Origin of the sequence: Veillonella parvula, assembly GCF_032550495.1 — a bacterium.
In the GTDB taxonomy this organism is placed as follows: domain Bacteria; phylum Bacillota; class Negativicutes; order Veillonellales; family Veillonellaceae; genus Veillonella; species Veillonella parvula_G.
The window spans coordinates 99,111-117,508 of sequence record NZ_JAWFZJ010000004.1 but is presented as its reverse complement, the minus strand read 5'-3'; the positions used below and the strand labels follow the sequence as shown (position 1 = coordinate 117,508).

19 protein-coding genes and 1 riboswitch are annotated in these 18,398 nt (G+C 39.1%); of the genes, 18 read left to right on the top strand and 1 reads right to left on the bottom strand.

The window, feature by feature from the left end; all coding sequences use genetic code 11:
- The first annotated feature begins 40 nt into the window (after positions 1-40).
- The 13 genes from E6X37_RS08900 to ftsH all read left to right on the top strand — a co-directional run bounded on the left by E6X37_RS08900 (position 41) and on the right by ftsH (position 11,320).
- Positions 41-1,597: an ABC-F family ATP-binding cassette domain-containing protein gene (locus E6X37_RS08900; protein WP_042977186.1), complete on the top strand. Its 1,557-nt coding sequence runs from the start codon at positions 41-43 to the stop codon at positions 1,595-1,597.
- A gap of 8 nt (positions 1,598-1,605) precedes the next feature.
- On the top strand, positions 1,606-2,175 hold the full coding sequence (gene folE / locus E6X37_RS08895) for a GTP cyclohydrolase I (RefSeq protein ID WP_004698508.1): 570 nt from the start codon (positions 1,606-1,608) through the stop codon (positions 2,173-2,175).
- Positions 2,168-3,001, top strand: coding sequence for a dihydropteroate synthase (folP, locus tag E6X37_RS08890; RefSeq protein ID WP_316055570.1), 834 nt, complete (start codon positions 2,168-2,170; stop codon positions 2,999-3,001). The genes folE and folP overlap by 8 nt, the downstream gene beginning before the upstream one ends.
- Positions 3,001-3,363, top strand: coding sequence for a dihydroneopterin aldolase (gene folB, locus E6X37_RS08885; RefSeq protein WP_058948500.1), 363 nt, complete (start codon positions 3,001-3,003; stop codon positions 3,361-3,363). Before folP ends, folB begins: the two co-directional genes overlap by 1 nt.
- Positions 3,363-3,833, top strand: a complete 471-nt coding sequence (gene folK / locus E6X37_RS08880; RefSeq protein WP_316689753.1) for a 2-amino-4-hydroxy-6-hydroxymethyldihydropteridine diphosphokinase — start codon at positions 3,363-3,365, stop codon at positions 3,831-3,833. Before folB ends, folK begins: the two co-directional genes overlap by 1 nt.
- A gap of 101 nt (positions 3,834-3,934) precedes the next feature.
- Positions 3,935-4,750 (top strand): hypothetical protein, encoded by an 816-nt coding sequence (locus E6X37_RS08875; protein WP_287507799.1) that lies wholly within the window; start codon positions 3,935-3,937, stop codon positions 4,748-4,750.
- Between the two features lie 94 nt (positions 4,751-4,844).
- Complete coding sequence (locus tag E6X37_RS08870; RefSeq protein ID WP_316689752.1) at positions 4,845-5,792, top strand: L-lactate dehydrogenase; 948 nt, start codon at positions 4,845-4,847, stop codon at positions 5,790-5,792.
- Positions 5,793-5,969: 177 nt separating this feature from the next.
- Positions 5,970-6,302, top strand: a complete 333-nt coding sequence (locus E6X37_RS08865; protein ID WP_004698500.1) for an FtsB family cell division protein — start codon at positions 5,970-5,972, stop codon at positions 6,300-6,302.
- 69 nt (positions 6,303-6,371) lie between these two features.
- Positions 6,372-6,773: a S1 RNA-binding domain-containing protein gene (locus E6X37_RS08860; protein ID WP_012864039.1), complete on the top strand. Its 402-nt coding sequence runs from the start codon at positions 6,372-6,374 to the stop codon at positions 6,771-6,773.
- A gap of 97 nt (positions 6,774-6,870) precedes the next feature.
- Positions 6,871-7,767, top strand: a complete 897-nt coding sequence (locus tag E6X37_RS08855; RefSeq protein ID WP_287507794.1) for a Ppx/GppA phosphatase family protein — start codon at positions 6,871-6,873, stop codon at positions 7,765-7,767.
- Positions 7,736-8,734, top strand: coding sequence for a tRNA lysidine(34) synthetase TilS (gene tilS, locus E6X37_RS08850; RefSeq protein WP_287507791.1), 999 nt, complete (start codon positions 7,736-7,738; stop codon positions 8,732-8,734). Before E6X37_RS08855 ends, tilS begins: the two co-directional genes overlap by 32 nt.
- 23 nt (positions 8,735-8,757) lie before the next feature.
- Positions 8,758-9,303, top strand: coding sequence for a hypoxanthine phosphoribosyltransferase (gene hpt, locus E6X37_RS08845; protein ID WP_287507789.1), 546 nt, complete (start codon positions 8,758-8,760; stop codon positions 9,301-9,303).
- 88 nt (positions 9,304-9,391) lie between these two features.
- A complete protein-coding gene (gene ftsH, locus E6X37_RS08840) occupies positions 9,392-11,320 on the top strand; it encodes an ATP-dependent zinc metalloprotease FtsH (RefSeq protein ID WP_287507787.1) in 1,929 nt (642 codons plus the stop codon).
- A gap of 53 nt (positions 11,321-11,373) precedes the next feature.
- On the opposite strand, the gene E6X37_RS08835 is transcribed toward ftsH, so the two are convergent.
- Positions 11,374-12,717 carry a threonine/serine exporter family protein gene (locus tag E6X37_RS08835; protein WP_118091604.1) on the bottom strand — a complete coding sequence of 448 codons (1,344 nt, stop codon included), beginning with the start codon at positions 12,715-12,717 and terminating at the stop codon, positions 11,374-11,376.
- Between the two features lie 171 nt (positions 12,718-12,888).
- Between E6X37_RS08835 and E6X37_RS08830 the strand changes: the two genes are divergently transcribed.
- The 5 genes from E6X37_RS08830 to lysS all read left to right on the top strand — a co-directional run bounded on the left by E6X37_RS08830 (position 12,889) and on the right by lysS (position 17,868).
- On the top strand, positions 12,889-13,863 hold the full coding sequence (locus E6X37_RS08830) for a biotin--[acetyl-CoA-carboxylase] ligase (protein WP_004695422.1): 975 nt from the start codon (positions 12,889-12,891) through the stop codon (positions 13,861-13,863).
- 9 nt (positions 13,864-13,872) lie between these two features.
- Positions 13,873-14,640, top strand: a complete 768-nt coding sequence (locus E6X37_RS08825; RefSeq protein ID WP_004695423.1) for a type III pantothenate kinase — start codon at positions 13,873-13,875, stop codon at positions 14,638-14,640.
- A 94-nt stretch (positions 14,641-14,734) separates the two neighbouring features.
- Positions 14,735-15,721 (top strand): tRNA dihydrouridine synthase DusB, encoded by a 987-nt coding sequence (dusB, locus tag E6X37_RS08820; protein WP_156696960.1) that lies wholly within the window; start codon positions 14,735-14,737, stop codon positions 15,719-15,721.
- Positions 15,722-15,844: 123 nt separating this feature from the next.
- Positions 15,845-16,318: a transcription elongation factor GreA gene (gene greA / locus E6X37_RS08815; protein WP_004695428.1), complete on the top strand. Its 474-nt coding sequence runs from the start codon at positions 15,845-15,847 to the stop codon at positions 16,316-16,318.
- Positions 16,319-16,347: 29 nt separating this feature from the next.
- Positions 16,348-17,868 (top strand): lysine--tRNA ligase, encoded by a 1,521-nt coding sequence (gene lysS / locus E6X37_RS08810; protein WP_316689751.1) that lies wholly within the window; start codon positions 16,348-16,350, stop codon positions 17,866-17,868.
- 428 nt (positions 17,869-18,296) lie between these two features.
- Positions 18,297-18,395: riboswitch (purine riboswitch) on the top strand.
- The last annotated feature ends 3 nt before the right edge of the window (positions 18,396-18,398 follow it).

Sequence of the window (18,398 nt, the reverse complement as noted above, 5' to 3'; positions counted from 1 at the left end):
CGTCTTCAACAAGACGGCTTTTATTCCGGTGGAGATAGATATGAGTGTGTTAACCGTTTCAAATGTAACCCATGGTTTTGGAGCGCGACAAATTTTAGATGATGCATCATTCCGCTTGCTAAAAGGTGAACATGTAGGCCTCATTGGTGCTAATGGTGAAGGTAAATCTACGTTTCTTAATATCATTACAGGTAAATTGCCACCTGATGAGGGGAAAATTGAATGGTCCAATCAGGTAACTGTTGGGTATTTGGATCAACATGCTGTTCTTGAAAAAGGTATGACCATCCGTGATGTATTACAACGTGCTTTTGATGATTTGTTCGTCATGGAGCAAAATATTAACGATGCGTATAATCGTATGGGTGATGTATCCGAAGATGAAATGAATAAGCTACTTGAACAGGTAGGGGAATGGCAAGAAATTCTTGAGCAACGTGGGTTCTATGAAATTGATGCGGTTATTGAGCGTACGGCTGCAGGCTTGGGCCTTGTGGATATCGGCTTGGACCGAGATGTAACAGAACTCAGTGGTGGTCAACGTACAAAGGTTTTGCTCACAAAGCTTTTACTAGAGAAACCGACTATTCTATTGTTGGATGAACCTACAAACTATCTTGATGTAGAGCATATTCAATGGTTGCAAAACTATTTGCAAAATTACGAAAATGCATTTATCTTGATTTCTCATGATATGGAGTTTTTAAATTCCGTAGTTAATGTTATTTACCATATCGAACAAGCGGTGCTTACGCGTTATACTGGTGATTATCATCAGTTCCAAGCTGCTTACGAGGTGAAAAAAGCGCAAGCTGCTAAGGCGTATGAACGTCAACAGCAAGAGATTGAGCGTATGGAAGACTTTATTCAACGTAACAAAGCTCGCGTTGCAACGCGCGGTATGGCGAACTCTCGAGCTAAACGCTTAGAGAAGATGGAAATCTTAGAAAAACCAAAAGAGTATATTAAACCTAGCTTTGGTTTTAAAGAAGGCCGTACACCAAGTCGCTTTATCGTAGAGGCTTTCGGATTGCAATTAGGTTATGATGAACCATTAACTAGACCAGTAGACTTTCAAATTGAAAGAAATAAAAAGATTGCTATTCGCGGTGTCAATGGTCTAGGTAAAACTACGCTGTTAAAAACTATTTTAGGTTTATTGAAGCCTGTTAGTGGTGAGTTGGTAAAAGGTGAGTTCTTACAAGTAGGTTATTTTGCCCAAGAGGATACGCCATCCAATTCTGAAACAGCGTTAGACTATATTTGGAATGAATATCCTGCTATGACCAATGCAGAGGTGCGTGCAGCATTAGCTCGTTGTGGCCTTACTAATGAACATATTACGTCTCAAATGCGCGTATTATCTGGTGGTGAGAATGCAAAGGTTCGCCTATGTAAGCTCATGCAGAATAAGTACAATGTGTTGGTGCTAGACGAACCGACCAACCATTTAGACATATATGCGAAGGAAGAACTGAGCCGAGCATTGCGTGATTTTAAAGGTACGATTGTACTGGTTAGTCATGAGCCCGAATTTTATCAAGGTTGGGTTACGGATATTTGGAATATTGAGGATTGGACGACAAAGATCGTTTAGGAGGACCGATGAATCAACGTGCAAAGGACGGGATAAAGCAATTCTTAGAGGCTTTATCTGTTGATACAGAGGCACCAGAATTAGAGAAGACACCAAGTCGTGTAACAGAATTATATAGTGAATTATTCAGCGGTGTAGGATTAGATACGAAAGCTGCATGGGGAGAGACTTTTAGTACAGACTATAAAGGTCTCGTAGCAGTTACAGGGATTCCGTTTTACTCCATGTGTGAGCATCATTTATTGCCTTTTTTTGGTACCGTAGATATCGTGTACCAACCTAAGGATGGATGTGTGGCAGGACTTAGTAAGTTTCAAGATATCGTGAATATCCTCAGCCGTAGACCGCAATTACAAGAGCGATTAGCATCCGAATTAGCTGATGCGATTATGAATGATTTATTTGCTCATGGCGTATTTGTACGCATTACATCGACTCAGTTGTGTATGCTCATCAAAGGTACCATGCAGCAAGATTCAAAGGTTATTACATTAGAAAGCCGAGGCGTATTAGCCGAAAAGGGCACATTAAGAGATGAAGCGTTGGCAATGTTAGGCGGAGGACAGGTAAATGTTTAAACGTAGAAATTATACATGGAATGATGGCAAAAGTTTGTCTTTGTGCGATCGAACCCTTATTATGGGGATACTGAATGGTACACCTGATTCCTTCTCTGATGGAGGTCAATTCAACACACCAGAAACAGCAGCAGCGCATGTAAAACAAATGATTGAAGATGGTGCAGATATTATCGATTTAGGCGTTGAATCTACACGCCCTGGTTCTACACCTTTGACCGCAGACGAGGAAATAGAACGCTTATCTCTATTAATAGAGCCTGTCTTACAGGCCTCTACAGTGCCTGTATCTATTGACACATATCATGCTAAAACTGCAGAATATGCTTTCTCTAAAGGGGCACATATTTTAAATGATGTATGGGGATTACATTATGATCCTGACATGGCCGCGGTGGTGGCTAAATATAAGGTACCTGTTATCATCATGCATAATAGTAATGATACAAATTATGGTGATATCATTGAAGATATGAAAGCGTTCTTCTTCTGTGCTATCGATAAAGCGTTGAAAGAGGGGGTAACGCCACAACAAATCTGGCTTGATCCAGGTATTGGCTTTGGTAAAACTGAAGAACAAAATATTGAAGTTGTGCAACGCTTGGGTGAGTTAACCGCTTATGAATATCCTGTTTTACTTGCGCCGAGCCGCAAGCGTTTCATCGGATCTATGTTAGGCGGATTGCCTCCAGCAGATCGCGATGAAGGTACGGTAGCAGCTTGTATTACAGGTGTATTCCAAGGTGTTGATATGGTGCGTGTTCACAATGTGAAAATGCACAAACGCGCCTTAGCAGTAGCAGACGGCTTGTTACGAGGTGAATAATGGATAGAATCGTTTTAAAAAATATGGCATTCTACGGATACCACGGAAATTTGGCATCTGAGCAAGAACAAGGACAACGATTTTTTGTAGATGTAGAAATAATAACTGATCTTACAAAGGCCGGTCAAAGTGATCAATTAGAGGACTCAATCAATTATGTAGAGGTATATGAAATTGTAGAAGCGATTATGACTGGTGAAAACTACAATCTTTTAGAACGATTAGGGACGCTTATCGCCGATTCCTTGTACCAACATTATCAAGGTATTGTAGGTCTCTCTGTAACGGTGCGTAAACCATCTGTACCGATTTCAGGTATTTTGGATTATGTTGAGGTTATCACTACAAGAGGACAAATTTGATGTATACCTATTACATCAGTGTAGGCTCGAATATAGGGGACAAGAGAGACCACATTAATTCTGCTTTTCAATCCTTACAACAACATGGGGAAATTTCTAAGCTAGTCACTTCTTCTCTTATTGAAACTGAGCCGTGGGGATATACGGAACAAGATATCTTTGTTAATGGCGTATGGTCTTGTGAAAGCACTTTAGAACCACATCAAATGCTCAGCCTTATTCAGCAATTAGAGCAGGCGGCTGGACGAAAACGATTGATTCATTGGGGCCCTCGCACATTAGATTTGGATATTATTTTAGTGTACGATACAGAGGGGAAAATGATTTCTCTGTGTGATGAAAGTCTTGTGATACCGCATCCTCATTTTTGGAATCGTAATTTTGTACTAGAACCGCTATCTCAGCTGTTACCAACTTTCACATATAAAGGGGTTAAGGTTGCCGACCGATTATCTCAATTGGAGGTATAAGCTAGAATCGTATATAAGCTAATGTTAGATACATTGTAAACACGATACATATTGTACGCATGCTTTTACGTTTTATGATTGGGGAGTCATGGAGAGCGTAGATGAATATAAAACGTATTGGATTATTTGTACTGGCACTTATTATAATGGGCATATCTTACTGGCTTGCTGTAGGGGCAAATTATGATAGTAAAACAGTACGTATTGATCCAGAAGCGCATACACTGGTTAATTCTAGTGATGCCATTATTTCAAAACGAATATTAGCGATGAAGACCAGTGGCTCACAAGTGTACTTCTTAGGTTATGAAGGACTAGGGATTTATAATTTATCTGATAATACACTTCGCTTGATGCCCATTACCTTTAGAGGGCAACATATAGAACCTCCTAAATCGGATGATTACCAACGAGGTTTACGGAATATAACAAAGGTAAAAGCATTGTCTGACTTCAGTAATGATGAGCAAGACGAATTTAAAAGTTTGTTGGACTCTACCGATGGAGGGGCCCATTATTATGGTGACTTTTACCATTCTGGTTATGAGTCGTCTCTCATTGATTTGAAGGACCAGTATTTTATTACGAATACAGTACGTGCATTAAAACGTGTTAATCATACATTATATGTGTATGATGGATCAGGTTTTATTATTATAGATTTAGATAATCGTCGCATCCAAGGTTTTTTTAATAATCGCATTAGTGGTGAAGGCTCTAAGGGTGTGCCTGATAGTTTACGTGGACATTATGGTTCTGATTTTACTATGATATATGCTTTATCCAAATTAGATCCTAAAGATTTGGATATCTTATGGTCCATGCGTAAACAATATTTAGAAAAATCTCCTCAAGCGATGGAAGAAAAAGATTTGTTCCCACTCAATTTGGATGAGATGAATTTAAATGAGTTATGATTCTATTAAGGTAAATCATATACGGATATACGTGATTTAAATGATTGGCATTTGAGGATATGTTATCGTTTTATGCTAAGGTATGGAGGCTCTTATGAAGTTACGCAAGGTAGGTATTATTGGTACTGGACATGTAGGCTCTCATGTGGCATTTTCTTTGGCCTTACAAGGTGAGGTTGATGAATTATATATGATGGATATTGACGAGAAAAAAGCTCAAGCGCAAGCTATGGATATTAATGATGCCGTTAGCTATATCCCATATCAAGTAACTGCTACATCAGGTCCTATTGAAGCATGTGGAGATTGTGATATTCTCGTTTTTAGTGCGGGACCTTTGCCGAATTTGTATCAAGATCGTCTCGAGAGTCTTGGTGAAACCGTAGCTGTACTTAAAGATGTTATTCCACGTATCAAGCAATCTTGCTTCAAAGGCTTTATCATTTCGATTTCTAATCCCGCTGATGTAGTAGCCACTTATTTATGTAAACATCTTGAGTGGAATCCTAAACGTATCATTTCAACGGGAACAGCGCTAGACTCAGCTAGATTACAAAAAGAATTAGCTCATATCTTTACTATTAGTAATCGCTCTATTACGGCCTACTGTTTAGGTGAACATGGAGGTAGTGCCATGGTGCCGTGGTCCCATGTCTGTATACAAGGTAAACCACTTTTAGAATTATATCGAGAGCTACCTCATAGATTTCCTAAACTTGACCATACAAAAGTACTAGATGATGTTAAAATTGGTGGCTATCATGTACTAGCTGGTAAAGGCTCTACGGAGTTTGGGATTGCTAGTGCTACCACAGAATTGATTCGCGCCGTATTCCATGATGAAAAGAAGGTATTGCCTTGCTCCTGTTATTTAGATGGACAATATGGAGAAGAAGGAATATTTGCATCTACTCCTGCTGTTATTGGTAAAGATGGTATCGAAGATGTTTTTGAACTGCAACTAACCAATGAAGAGCTAGCCTTATTTAAAACTTCTTGTGCTGTCATTCGTGAACATGTTGTAAAGGCTGAGTCTATGTAAGTGGATGTTTACTTTTGTATATAGAAAGTTTACATTGCATATGGAGTTTTAAATTTATACGGATTTATGTTACCGTTCTTAATGAGAAATATCTGTAATTTTCTTTAGTCCCAAGCTCTGTTATGTGGTATAATCTAAAAATGACAGTATACAGATGATGAATATTTGGGGGACATTATGACTCAGGACACTATGGATGTACAACGCCCAAAAAGGCCGCGCAAACGGGTTCGTCCTAATCGCAAAGCACAGGATCAGCGTATTATCCTCATGTGGATCAAGCGAATTGGCATAGGGATTATGGTGCTGTTACTGTTAGGGCAGGCTTATCGCTTGGTGGCTGTATATCAAGAAAAACAACATATAGAGCAACAATTGCAAGAGTTACAGCAGCGAAATGAAGAGTTAGAACAGGAAAAGGCCAGGTTACAAGATCCAAAGACCATAGAAGGGGTTGCTCGTGAGGAGCTAGGATTGGTAAAACCTGGTGAAGTACCATATGTAAAATAGAGTGTATTCTATTATTTTTTCTTTTCATCAGTTTGTAGTTTAAGGTTTCCGCATTAATTAGGAGGTTGCATGGCAATCGAAGTTGGTAACATTATTGATGGTACCGTATCAGGTATTACAAAATTCGGCGTATTTGTTGATTTAGGAGAAAAACAAACAGGGTTAGTTCATATTTCTGAAGTAGCTCATGGGTATGTCGAAGATATTAATACTCTTTTAAAGGTTGAGGATCCGGTAAAGGTTAAGGTTTTATCCATTGATGGTAATAAAATTGGCCTTTCGATTCGTCAAACACAACCTAAAGAGGGTATGGACGAAGAAAAACGTCCTCATCGTGTTCAATCGAAACAAAGTATAGAGTCTTTCGAAGCGAAGATGAAATCATTCTTGCGCGATAGTAATGAACGATTACACGATTTAAAACGCAATACCGAAGGAAAACGCGGAGGCCGAGGTGGTCGTCGAGATTAATAGTGAGAGATGGCATCTAGCCATCTCTTTACTTATGTATAGAGTATTAACGCTATAATAGTATTAGGAGAAATCTATTTATATGTAAGGAGCGATTATGAAGTTAGCAATTATCGATATTGGCTCTAATTCGGTGCGCTTATTATTGGCTACCTATGAGAATAACGAGTGGCGTTATGAGCCTAAGCAGTTGTGGACTACTCGTTTAGGTCAACGAAATGCAGATGGTACCTTGCGAGCTGAATCCATGGAAGCATCCTATCAAGCTTTTACAGATATAAAAAAAATAGCAAGCCAATATGGTGCTGAGTATTACTTTGGTTTTGCTACGAGTGCTGTTCGTGAAGCGGCTAATGGACTTGCATTTATGGAACGTATTAATGAATACTGTCCCATGGAGTGGCGAATTTTATCTGGTGCTGAAGAGGCTATTTATGGTTTTAATGGTGCGTTAGGAGATCAATTAAAGGATGGACGTCATTATACGACCATCGATATTGGTGGAGGTAGTACAGAGCTTGCATTAGGTAACAAAAATGGAGTGTACTGGAGCCGTTCCTATCCTGTGGGGGCTGTACGACTTCAATCTATGTCTGATGAAGGGCCTCAACGAGTATGGGAGGAAACACGATTTCTCTGGGACCCGATGATGATCGAAGGTGAATTTGGTGAATTTATCGGTATTGGTGGCACTCTAACAACCTTGGCTGCTATTGATTTAGGCTTAGACCACTATGATGGTACAAAGGTGCAAGGTCATAAATTGAGCCGTGAAACTGTAGAAGGTATCATTATGAAATTGCGCTATATGAGCCGCGATGAGAGATTACAAGTGAAAGGTTTACCGGCAGGTCGTGCCGACATTATCGTTGCTGGTGCGGAGATTTTAACGTCCTTTATGGATTCTTATGAGGTCTCTCATGTATTTGTGAGCGACCAAGATGGTATGGAGGCGATGGCCCGTGAATGTGAAAGCACTCATTCGAACCGTTAATCACACTTTAAAATTACATGATATATTTCCTGAGAATTGTCGTATCTTGGTAGCTTGTTCTGGTGGTCCTGATTCGATGGCTTTATTGCATTTATTGCAAGATATTGCTACACATCGCCATACAGTATATGAGCTTGGAGTTGCCATCGTAGATCATTGTATTCGTTCTGAAAGTAAGGATGAGGTTCTATGGTTACGAAATCAAGTGGAAGCACTAGGACTGCCATTTTATACGGCGACTTTTGACGTGCCTAAATTGAGTCAAGCTCAAAAGCTATCAGAGGAAACTATAGGCCGCCAAGTTCGGTATCAATGGCTAACCGATATAGCACAGTCTGAGGGGTATGACTATATTGCAGTAGCTCATCATAAAGATGACCAAGCCGAGTCAATCTTAGCACATCTCATTAGAGGGACTGGACTTAATGGTTTGACAGGCATGGCCGTTGTTAGTAATGATTATAGTATTCCAGTAGTAAGACCTCTGTTAGATGTCACAAAAGAAGAACTACTTTTATATTTGAAAGAAAAAGATATTTCTTACTGTGTAGATAGGACAAATGAGGATGTGCGATATCAAAGAAATAGAATTCGTCATCGCATTATACCTGAGTTAGAAACTATTAATCCTAACGTTGTTAATACTGTCGTAAGACTAGGGAATTCTGTACGTGAAGATGTAATACTTATCTCCCAATTAACGGATACGGCATTTAATGAGTTAGTAACTATCTCTGATGAGGGCGCGTTTATATCTCGTAGGGGGTTACGTAAGAAGCCGTTGGCTATCCAACGTCGATTGTGGCAAAGACTGGTGAGCATCTTTGATCCTGAAATCAAGCTTACCACTGCTCATCAAGAGCAATTACTCGACATTGTTAACACTGGGGAAGGGAAAACTTTCAATATTAAAAGTATAAAAGTAAGTGCTCAATGTGATACAATAAAGGTATATTGCAAACATTAATATGAATCGCGGAGGTCATATAGATGCATCAAGATGCAAAAGATATTTTATATACAGAGGAACAATTAAAGGCTCGTGTGGCTGAATTAGGTCGTCAAATCAGTGCTGACTATAAAGGGGAATCCGTAGTTCTCGTAGGTGTATTGAAAGGTGCTATCGTTTTCTTTACAGATTTAGCTCGCTCTATCGATGAGAATGTGGATGTAAGCTTCGATTTTATTTCTTGCTCTAGCTATGGCAGCGGTACAACTAGTACAGGGGTAGTTCGAATTTTAAAAGATTTGGATCGCTCTGTAGAAGGAAAGCATGTACTCGTTGTAGAAGATATTGTAGATACGGGTACAACATTACATTACTTGCTAGAAAATTTACATGCTCGTGGAGCTAAAAGTGTACGCCTTGCAGCGTTGTTGAATAAGCCTGAACGCCGTAAAATGGATGTAGAAGTAGACTATGTGGGCTTTGTCATCCCTGACTACTTTGTTATCGGCTATGGTTTAGACTATGCAGAAAAATATCGTCACTTACCTTATATCGGTATTTTAAAGGAAGAAATGTATCAAAATTAAAAATATGATATAATATATGAGTGCATCTCTCAATGAGATGTACTCAATTCGTTTATGCCACTAAACTATTATTGAAAGGGGTAATATTTTGGGTCGATTTACAAAAAATATCGTCCTTTATTTACTTATCATTGCCGCTTTCGTTATCGCCATTGACGCTTTCTCTGGTCAAAGTGCGAATAAATCTGAACTCAGTTATACAGGATTTATTCAACAAGTACAACAGAAAAAGGTTGAGTCCGTAACGATTACCAATGATCATGGTATTAAAGGTAAACTAAAAAATGGAACAGAATTCAATTCTTATGCGCCAACTGATGAAACGTTAATCAAAACTTTACAAGATAATGGCGTAGAAATTACTGCAGCTCCACCTGAGCAACCAGCTTGGTGGATGAGCTTGTTAGGTTCTGCTATTCCAATTATTATTTTGGTTGTATTGTTCTTCTTCATCATGCAACAAACTCAAGGTGGCGGTGGCCGAGTGATGAACTTTGGTAAAAGCCGTGCTAAATTGATGGGTGAAGGCAATGTAAAGGTTAGCTTTAAAGATGTAGCTGGCGCTGAAGAAGCAAAACAAGAATTAGAAGAAGTAGTAGAATTCTTGAAGGATCCAGGCAAGTTCACTACTATCGGGGCTAAAATTCCGAAAGGTGTATTATTAGCAGGACCTCCAGGTACAGGTAAAACATTACTTGCTAAAGCCGTTGCTGGTGAAGCAGGTGTACCATTCTTTACGATTTCTGGTTCTGACTTTGTAGAAATGTTTGTTGGTGTTGGTGCTTCTCGTGTGCGTGATCTTTTCACACAAGCAAAAAAGAACGCCCCATGTATCATCTTTATAGACGAAATTGATGCGGTTGGTCGCCAACGTGGTGCCGGCCTTGGTGGTGGTCACGATGAACGTGAACAAACATTAAACCAATTGCTTGTTGAAATGGATGGCTTTGGTGCCAACGAAGGTATTATTACTATTGCTGCAACAAACCGCCCAGATATTCTAGATCCCGCACTTTTACGTCCAGGTCGTTTTGACCGTCAAGTTATTGTAGGTCGTCCAGACCTACGCGGCCGTGAAGCAATTTTGAAAGTTCATGCTCGTAATAAGCCTTTGGCTGATGATGTAGACTTGAAAATAATTGCGAAGAAAACTCCAGGCTTTACTGGTGCAGACTTGAGCAATTTGTTAAATGAAGCAGCTCTTTTGGCGGCTCGTCTTAACAAAAAAGTAATTACTATGGCTGAAGTTGAAGAAGCCAGTGAAAAAGTTAGCATGGGACCTGAACGCCGCAGTCATATTGTGAGCGATAAGGATCGTAAATTAACAGCATACCATGAATCTGGTCATGCTATCGTAGCACATCTATTGCCTCATGCAGATCCTGTTCATAAGGTAACGATTATTCCTCGTGGTGCAGCTGGTGGTTACACTATGATGCTTCCTACTGAGGAACAAAATTACAAAACAAAATCTCAATTATTAGCAGATATTCGAGTCGCTCTTGGTGGTCGAATTGCAGAAGCCTTGATTTTAGACGAAATCAGTACAGGGGCTTCAGGTGATTTGCAAAGCGTAACTAATACTGCTCGCGCTATGGTAACGCGTTGGGGGATGAGTGATGAGCTTGGCCCTATCGTGTTCGGTGAACAACAAGAACAAATTTTCTTGGGGAAAAACCTAGGCCATGAGCGCAACTATAGTGAAGAAATCGCTGCGAAAATCGACTCTGAAATTCATCGTATCGTTGAAGAAGCTTACAAAGATGTAACAAAACTTCTTAGCGAGAACGAAAAATTCTTACATGACATGGCAAATGCTTTGTTAGAAGAAGAAACAATCGATGCGAAAGCGGTAGATAATCTTTACAAATATGGTACAACAAAAGAACCTGAAGCTGAGGAGCCTAATGTAACTTCTGAAGCAGACGGTAACATAGTATCAGAAGGTGTTGATGCTAAAGAAACAACTAGTACTGTAGCAGATTTTAGTGAAATATCATCTAATGAAATTAAATAATGGATATTGTTCAAATGAAAAAGAGCTAGCCTTTTTGAGGGCTAGCTCTTTTTTTACTGTCCATCGTTTATATGACGTGTGGCAAGAAGCTCTGTCATGCGCTGTTCTTTTAGTTTTTGCAAATATTTTTGTGCCAAAACATTTGGTATAGCTACACCGATTGCTATAGCTATAGTTGTAAATGTGCCAGTTACACCATTTTGTATCATAAGGATTAGACTAGCATCATTTAATGCATTGATATGTAACATATCGAAGAGAAATCGGTAGTACAGTATACCGGGCATTAATGCGATGGCAGATGGTACAATAATGATAGTGCTAGATGTTTTTAGCCAAGTAGAAACTTTTACAAAAATAATACTCATTATGGCAGCACCAATAAAGGTAGCACCTGGTGTAGAAAATCCTAATTCTACGGATAGTATATTGCGAATACATACACATAGTACCCCACCAATACCAATGGATACTAATAGTCTGACAGGAGCATTAAAAAGAACCGCAAAAGCGGCTGCAGCTGTAAAAGAACCGATAACTTGCTCTATGGAAATAACATGAGGTTTAATATCAACGAAATTAAATGCCGGTGCAGGGCTAAAATAGAGTGCCATGGCCATACCTAAAGTCATGCTACCCACGATGAGTAGCGTTCTAATGGCTCGTGTCATGCCCGATAAAATATGATTATTAATGATATCGATGACACAATTGATCAATGGTACCCCAGGAATCATGAACAAGGTGCAGCAAACGAGTACATATAGTAAGGATTCATTATTTACATGACTATAAAAAGCATAAGCCGATATCATGGCAGCAAATCCGCCTAATGCGATTCCTACATATTCATTAAGCCCTAATCTACATGATAGGGTGCGCGTAAAATAACCAATACTAGAACATATGATAGTAACAATGAATGCGATAATATCGCCACTGTAAAGGTATGCAAGACCTGCCGATCCTAGTGCACAAGCTAGTCCTTTTATCCAGTTTGGATACGTCGGTATAGTTGTATCCAGTTTGGCAATTAGTCGTTCATAGGTCGTTAGTGAGTAATGTCGCTCAAAGGCGCGCCATGTGAGCTTTGATACGGCATTGATCATAGCCATATTCGGAATATGAACCGGTGTTTTTCTGAAGACCGTTATGGATCGTTCTTTGTGTAATAGATTGACCATAATAGTGGTATATGAAATATGGATATTTAAGTAATCATGAGGAATTCCCATAAATGTTGCGGCTTTTAGCATTTCCTCAATGATTCGATTTGTATTTGCCCCACATTCCATTAGTAACTTCCCTATGTTGAGTAGTACATCCAGTTTTCGATGAATATGGATAAAAGGGTTCTCTAAAACTTGATTTTTCTCTTCTAATGTAAACTGTTTCATATATCTCTCCGAAGGATAATAGATAGCATTATTGTTATCTATTTTTTTATGTATACCTTTATACTATATACATTATACCATTAATTATTTTAAATAATCCTTGCATTTTGAAGGGGACACTTGTACAATCGAATTGTAAACCTAGGTTGACAAAGAAAGGGGCTCTAAACTATGCGTGATGAAGTGCTAGAATTCTTGAGACAAAACCAAGGTAGTTTCGTATCGGGACAAGATATGTCCGAAGCCTGCCATGTTTCGCGCACAGCTATTTGGAAACATATCAAGGCGTTACGTCAAAAAGGCTACAAAATTGAATCTTATACCAAGAGAGGGTATCGATTATTGGAAGAACCTGATTTGTTGAGCCCCTTGGCAATGAAACAAATCTTAAAAACAGATGTATTTGGTAAACGATATGTTTATATGGATACCACGGAGTCTACGAACTTAGAAGCTCGTCGTTTAGCTCAACAAGGTGCAGAAGAAGGTACGGTTGTGGTTACTGAGGAACAGGCTGCTGGTCGTGGGCGTTTATCTCGCGGTTGGTATTCTCCATTTGGCAAAGGCTTGTGGTTTAGCTTGATTTTACGGCCTGATTTTCCACCTGTAGAGGCTCCAAAGTGTACTTTGATGGCTGCTGTAGCTTTGACGAAGGCATTTCATAAGATGGGGCTCACCGATGCGGGGATAAAGTGGCCTAATGATATTCTTGTGAATGGTCGTAAGCTAGTAGGTATTTTGACAGAAATGTCTGGTTCTATGGAAGAAATTTCTCATATTGTAATGGGCATTGGGGTCAACGTAAAAACAAAACAAGAAGAATTACCAGAAGAGTTGAAATTAATTGCTACATCCCTTGCGATGGAAGATATTGATATTGAGCGCACAGAAGCATTTAGACTTATATTAGAAGAATTAGAACATCAATATTATGAAGTGCTCGATAGCGGCTTTGAAGAAACCCTTAATGAATGGAGGCAATTATCTGTTACGCTCGGTGAAGAAATTGAAGTGCGTGCTCCTGGCAATACCTATGAAGGGGTAGCTACAGATATTGATGAAGATGGTAATTTATTAGTAAGAATCTCAGATGGGACAATTAAACGTATTGTGGCAGGGGACGTATCAATTCGTCCACGTAAATAGGAGGCATTAATGTTATTAGTAATTGATGTGGGAAACACCAATATTGTTCTCGGTGTATACGACAAGACAGAACTTGTGGGTCACTGGCGTATTTCCACAGATCGGGTCCGTACCACCGATGAATATGGCATGCTGATGATGAACTTATTCTTTCACGACCGTAAGGTTGATGTAAAAGATATTAATGCTATCATTATTTCCTCGGTTGTACCACCATTAATGCCTACATTAGAGCGCGTGTGTTTGCGCTACTTTAATGTAAATCCTCTTATTGTAGGTCCAGGTACTAAAACTGGCATCGCTATTAAGTATGATAATCCTCGTGAAGTAGGGGCTGACCGTATTGTAAATGCTGTAGCAGCACATGAGCTTTATAAGGGCGATTTAATTATCATCGATTTTGGTACGGCTACAACTTATTGTGCGGTACAAGGTAATGGCGATTATATGGGCGGGGTTATTACTCCAGGGGTAACAATTTCTGCAGAGGCTTTATTCCAACGGGCGGCCAAATTACCTCGTATCGATGTGAGAGACCCTGGGCAAGTCATTTGCCGGAATACGGTGTCTTCTATGCAATCTGGTATGTTCTACGGTTATGTAGGTCAAGTAGAAGGCCTCGTGTCTCGTATGAAAGCGGAAATGGGAAATCATGTAACTGTAGTGGCTACAGGTGGTTTGGCACAGCTTATTAGCAGTGCTACAGACTGCATTGACCATGTAGAACCTATGCTTACATTAGAAGGCTTACGCCTTATTTACGAAAGAAATAAATAATGCTACTATAATATAGTTACGTATAGGTAACGAAGTAGTGTACATTCGGGTACAGCTTATGCTGTACCTTTTTTATTAAGGGAAATAGAATTATATGAATAATAAACAGTGGCAAATTGGGGCTGTCAAAATTGATGGTCAAGCCATATTAGCGCCTATGGCAGGGGTTAGCGATATTGCGTATCGACTACTGGCCAAAGAACAAGGTGCAGCCTTGGTATGTACCGAAATGGTCAGTGCTATGGGCATTAAATATAAGAATGAACGTACTCATGAATTATTGCGCATTGAAGAGGCAGAACGTCCTGTATCCATGCAAATTTTTGGCTCTAATCCAGAAGCAATCGCTTTGGGGGCTAAGGTTGTGGCCGATGCGGGTGCCGATATTGTAGATATAAACATGGGCTGTCCTGTAAAAAAGGTAGTTACCTCTGGCGATGGTTCGGCACTTATGAAAAATCCTGATCTAGCGGCACGTGTTGCAGAAGCCGCTGTTGAGGCTGTTGATGTACCTGTTACTGTAAAAATGCGTATCGGTTGGGATAGTGACTCTATTAATGTTGTGGATTTTGCAAAACGCATTGAGTCTACAGGTGTGGCTGCTATAGCCGTACATGGGCGTACAAAGGAGCAAATGTATAGTGGACATGCGGACTGGTCTTATATTAAGGCTGTGAAAGAAGCGGTATCTGTACCCGTACTTGGCAATGGAGATATAGTGAATCCTGAAGATGCTAAGCAAATGCTTGATGAAACCGGTTGTGATGCTGTAATGGTAGGCCGTGGTGCACAGGGGAATCCTTGGATCTTTGGTCGTATTCATCATTATTTAGCCACTGGTGAAGTATTGCCGGCTCCGACCGATATAGAGCGTCTAGATATGTTATTAAAGCATTTTGACTTGTTATGCCAATACAAGGGTGAAAGTATGGCCGTTAAGGAGATACGCACTCATGCGGGCTGGTATATGAAGGGACTTCCGGAATCTGCATATTGGCGCAATCGAGTGAATACAATTCATACTGTAACGAGCTTTCACAATGAGCTAGAATCATATCGCAAAATACTGTCCGAAGGGTAGTCAGATTGACAAATAAATAGTATTTTTATATAATGATTGAGATAATTTAGAAACAAGAGATAAGGTGTCATCTTATTATGACACTTTTTCTTATTATTTATATGTAGAAAGAGTGGGGTACCCATGGCAGACGTAAAAGAAACATTACTCACCGCCGAAGGTTTAAAGAAGTTAGAAGAAGAATTAGCGTACTATAAATCTGTACGCCGTATTGAAGTATCTGAACGTATTAAAACTGCTATTGAATATGGCGATATCAGTGAAAACTCTGAATATGATGATGCAAAAAATGAACAAGCTTTTATTGAAGGTCATATTGTAGAGTTAGAGAATAAGATTAACACTGCGAAGATCATCGATGAATCTGTAAAAGGTGACGTTGTATCTGTAGGTAGTAAAGTTACTGTACTTGACACTATGTACAACGATGAATTGGAATATGTTATCGTTGGTTCCTCTGAAGCGGATCCATTTAACAATCGTATCTCTAATGAATCTCCTGTAGGTAAAGCTATTTTGGGTAAACGTAAGGGCGATGAAGTAGAGGTTTCCACACCAGATGGTCCTGTAACATTCAAAGTGTTAGCAATCCAATAATTTACAATTACCGACAAAGAGGCGATAACATGAGTGAAGAAATTAAAAATATACAAGAAGAGCTGAATGAGCAAATGCAAATTCGCCGCGATAAATTAGCCGAATATGAAGCTGATGGTATTTACCCATTTGGCCAACGTTTTGTCGTAAAAGATTACGCAAAAGACATTAAAGAAGACTTCTTCTTGAAATATGATGGTCAGCCTGTAGTTATTGCAGGTCGTTTGATGACAATCCGTTCCCATGGTAAAACGGCATTTGCGAATATTCGTGATAAATCTGGTGATATTCAAGTATACTTCCGTAAAGATGTTTTGGGCGAAGAGGCTTATAAATACGTTAAAATGCTTGATATAGGTGATATCATCGGCGTAGAAGGTCACGTATTTAAAACTCATACTGGTGAAGTTACCATTAAAGTTAATAAATTAACATTGTTATCTAAGTCTTTACGTCCATTACCAGAAAAATGGCATGGATTAAAGGATACAGAACTTCGTTACCGTCAACGTTATGTTGATTTGATTGTAAATCCTGAAGTACGTGATACATTTGTAAAACGCTCTCAAATCGTTGCTAAAATTCGTGAATACATGATGCGTGATGGCTTCATGGAAGTGGAAACACCGATGATGCATGCTATCCCTGGTGGTGCTGCTGCACGTCCATTCATCACTCACCATAATGCGCTTGATATCGATATTTATATGCGTATTGCACCAGAATTGTACCTAAAACGTTTAATCGTTGGTGGTATGGACCGCGTGTTCGAAATGAACCGTTGCTTCCGTAACGAAGGTATCGATAATCGTCATAATCCAGAATTTACTACTATTGAATCTTATCAAGCTTATGGCGATGTAGAGGATGCCATTCGCTTAACAGAAAATCTTGTGTCCTACTGTGCTCAAGAAGTACTTGGTACACAAGAAATTACATACCAAGGTACAGAAATTAATTTGACTCCTCCTTGGAATCGTATCACAATGGCTGAAGGTGTAAAAAAATACACTGGTGAAGATTTTGATGCAGTCACAACTATAGAAGAAGCTCGTGCTATTGCTGATCGCTTAAATGTAGAATACACAGAAAATGATGGTATTGGTAAAATCTTAAATCTTTGCTTCGAAGATTATGTAGAAGAAAACTTGATTCAGCCAACTATCGTATATGGTCATCCTAAAGAGATTTCTCCACTTGCTAAAGCAAGTCGTGAAAATCCATTGGCTACAGAACGTTTTGAAGCTTTCATCTATGGTCGTGAATTGGCAAATGGCTTCTCCGAGTTAAATGATCCAATCGACCAAAAACAACGTTTCTTGGATCAATTAAAAGAACGTGAAGCGGGCGACGATGAAGCTCATCGTATGGATGAGGACTTCGTAACAGCTCTTGAGTACGGCTTGCCTCCAACAGCTGGTCTTGGTGTTGGTATCGACCGTCTTGTTATGTTCTTAACAGATTCTGCATCCATTCGCGATGTATTATTGTTCCCGTTGATGAAACCAGAAGCTCCTAAGCATATTGAAGCTGAAGAAGCAGCTGAATAATCGACACTATTAAGGCTCCCTACTGTTTGAGTAGGGAGCTTTTTATATATTTATGAAATATTTAGTATTATATGAATATCATTTTAAACCTGTTACTACGATAGTGCCTATAAATATATATTTAAAAATGAATGCTATCTGTAATTTTATACGGTAGATTGATGGAATGGTTAATATGTTGAGGTCGTATTCCAGTACATAAGTATATAACAAAATTAACGATATAAAGTCTATAGAAAATAATTTCTAAAATAATAAAATAGTTTATGATTATTCATCAATTGTTATTGACAGTGTATAAAAATAATTTTATACTAAGTTCGAGATGTGGTATTTACATAATATATATGATAAAAAATCATGCATATAAAGTTTTTTCTTATTTATCTTCGCTTTATCGAATTTGAATGTGATGATATAGATTAACAGTATAGAACTACTACATACCTTGTATAACCTTGACGGGATGGGTCAAGTCTCTCTAGCGTGAACCGAGATTTACGGCTACAAGAGCTTATTTATGATGCTCT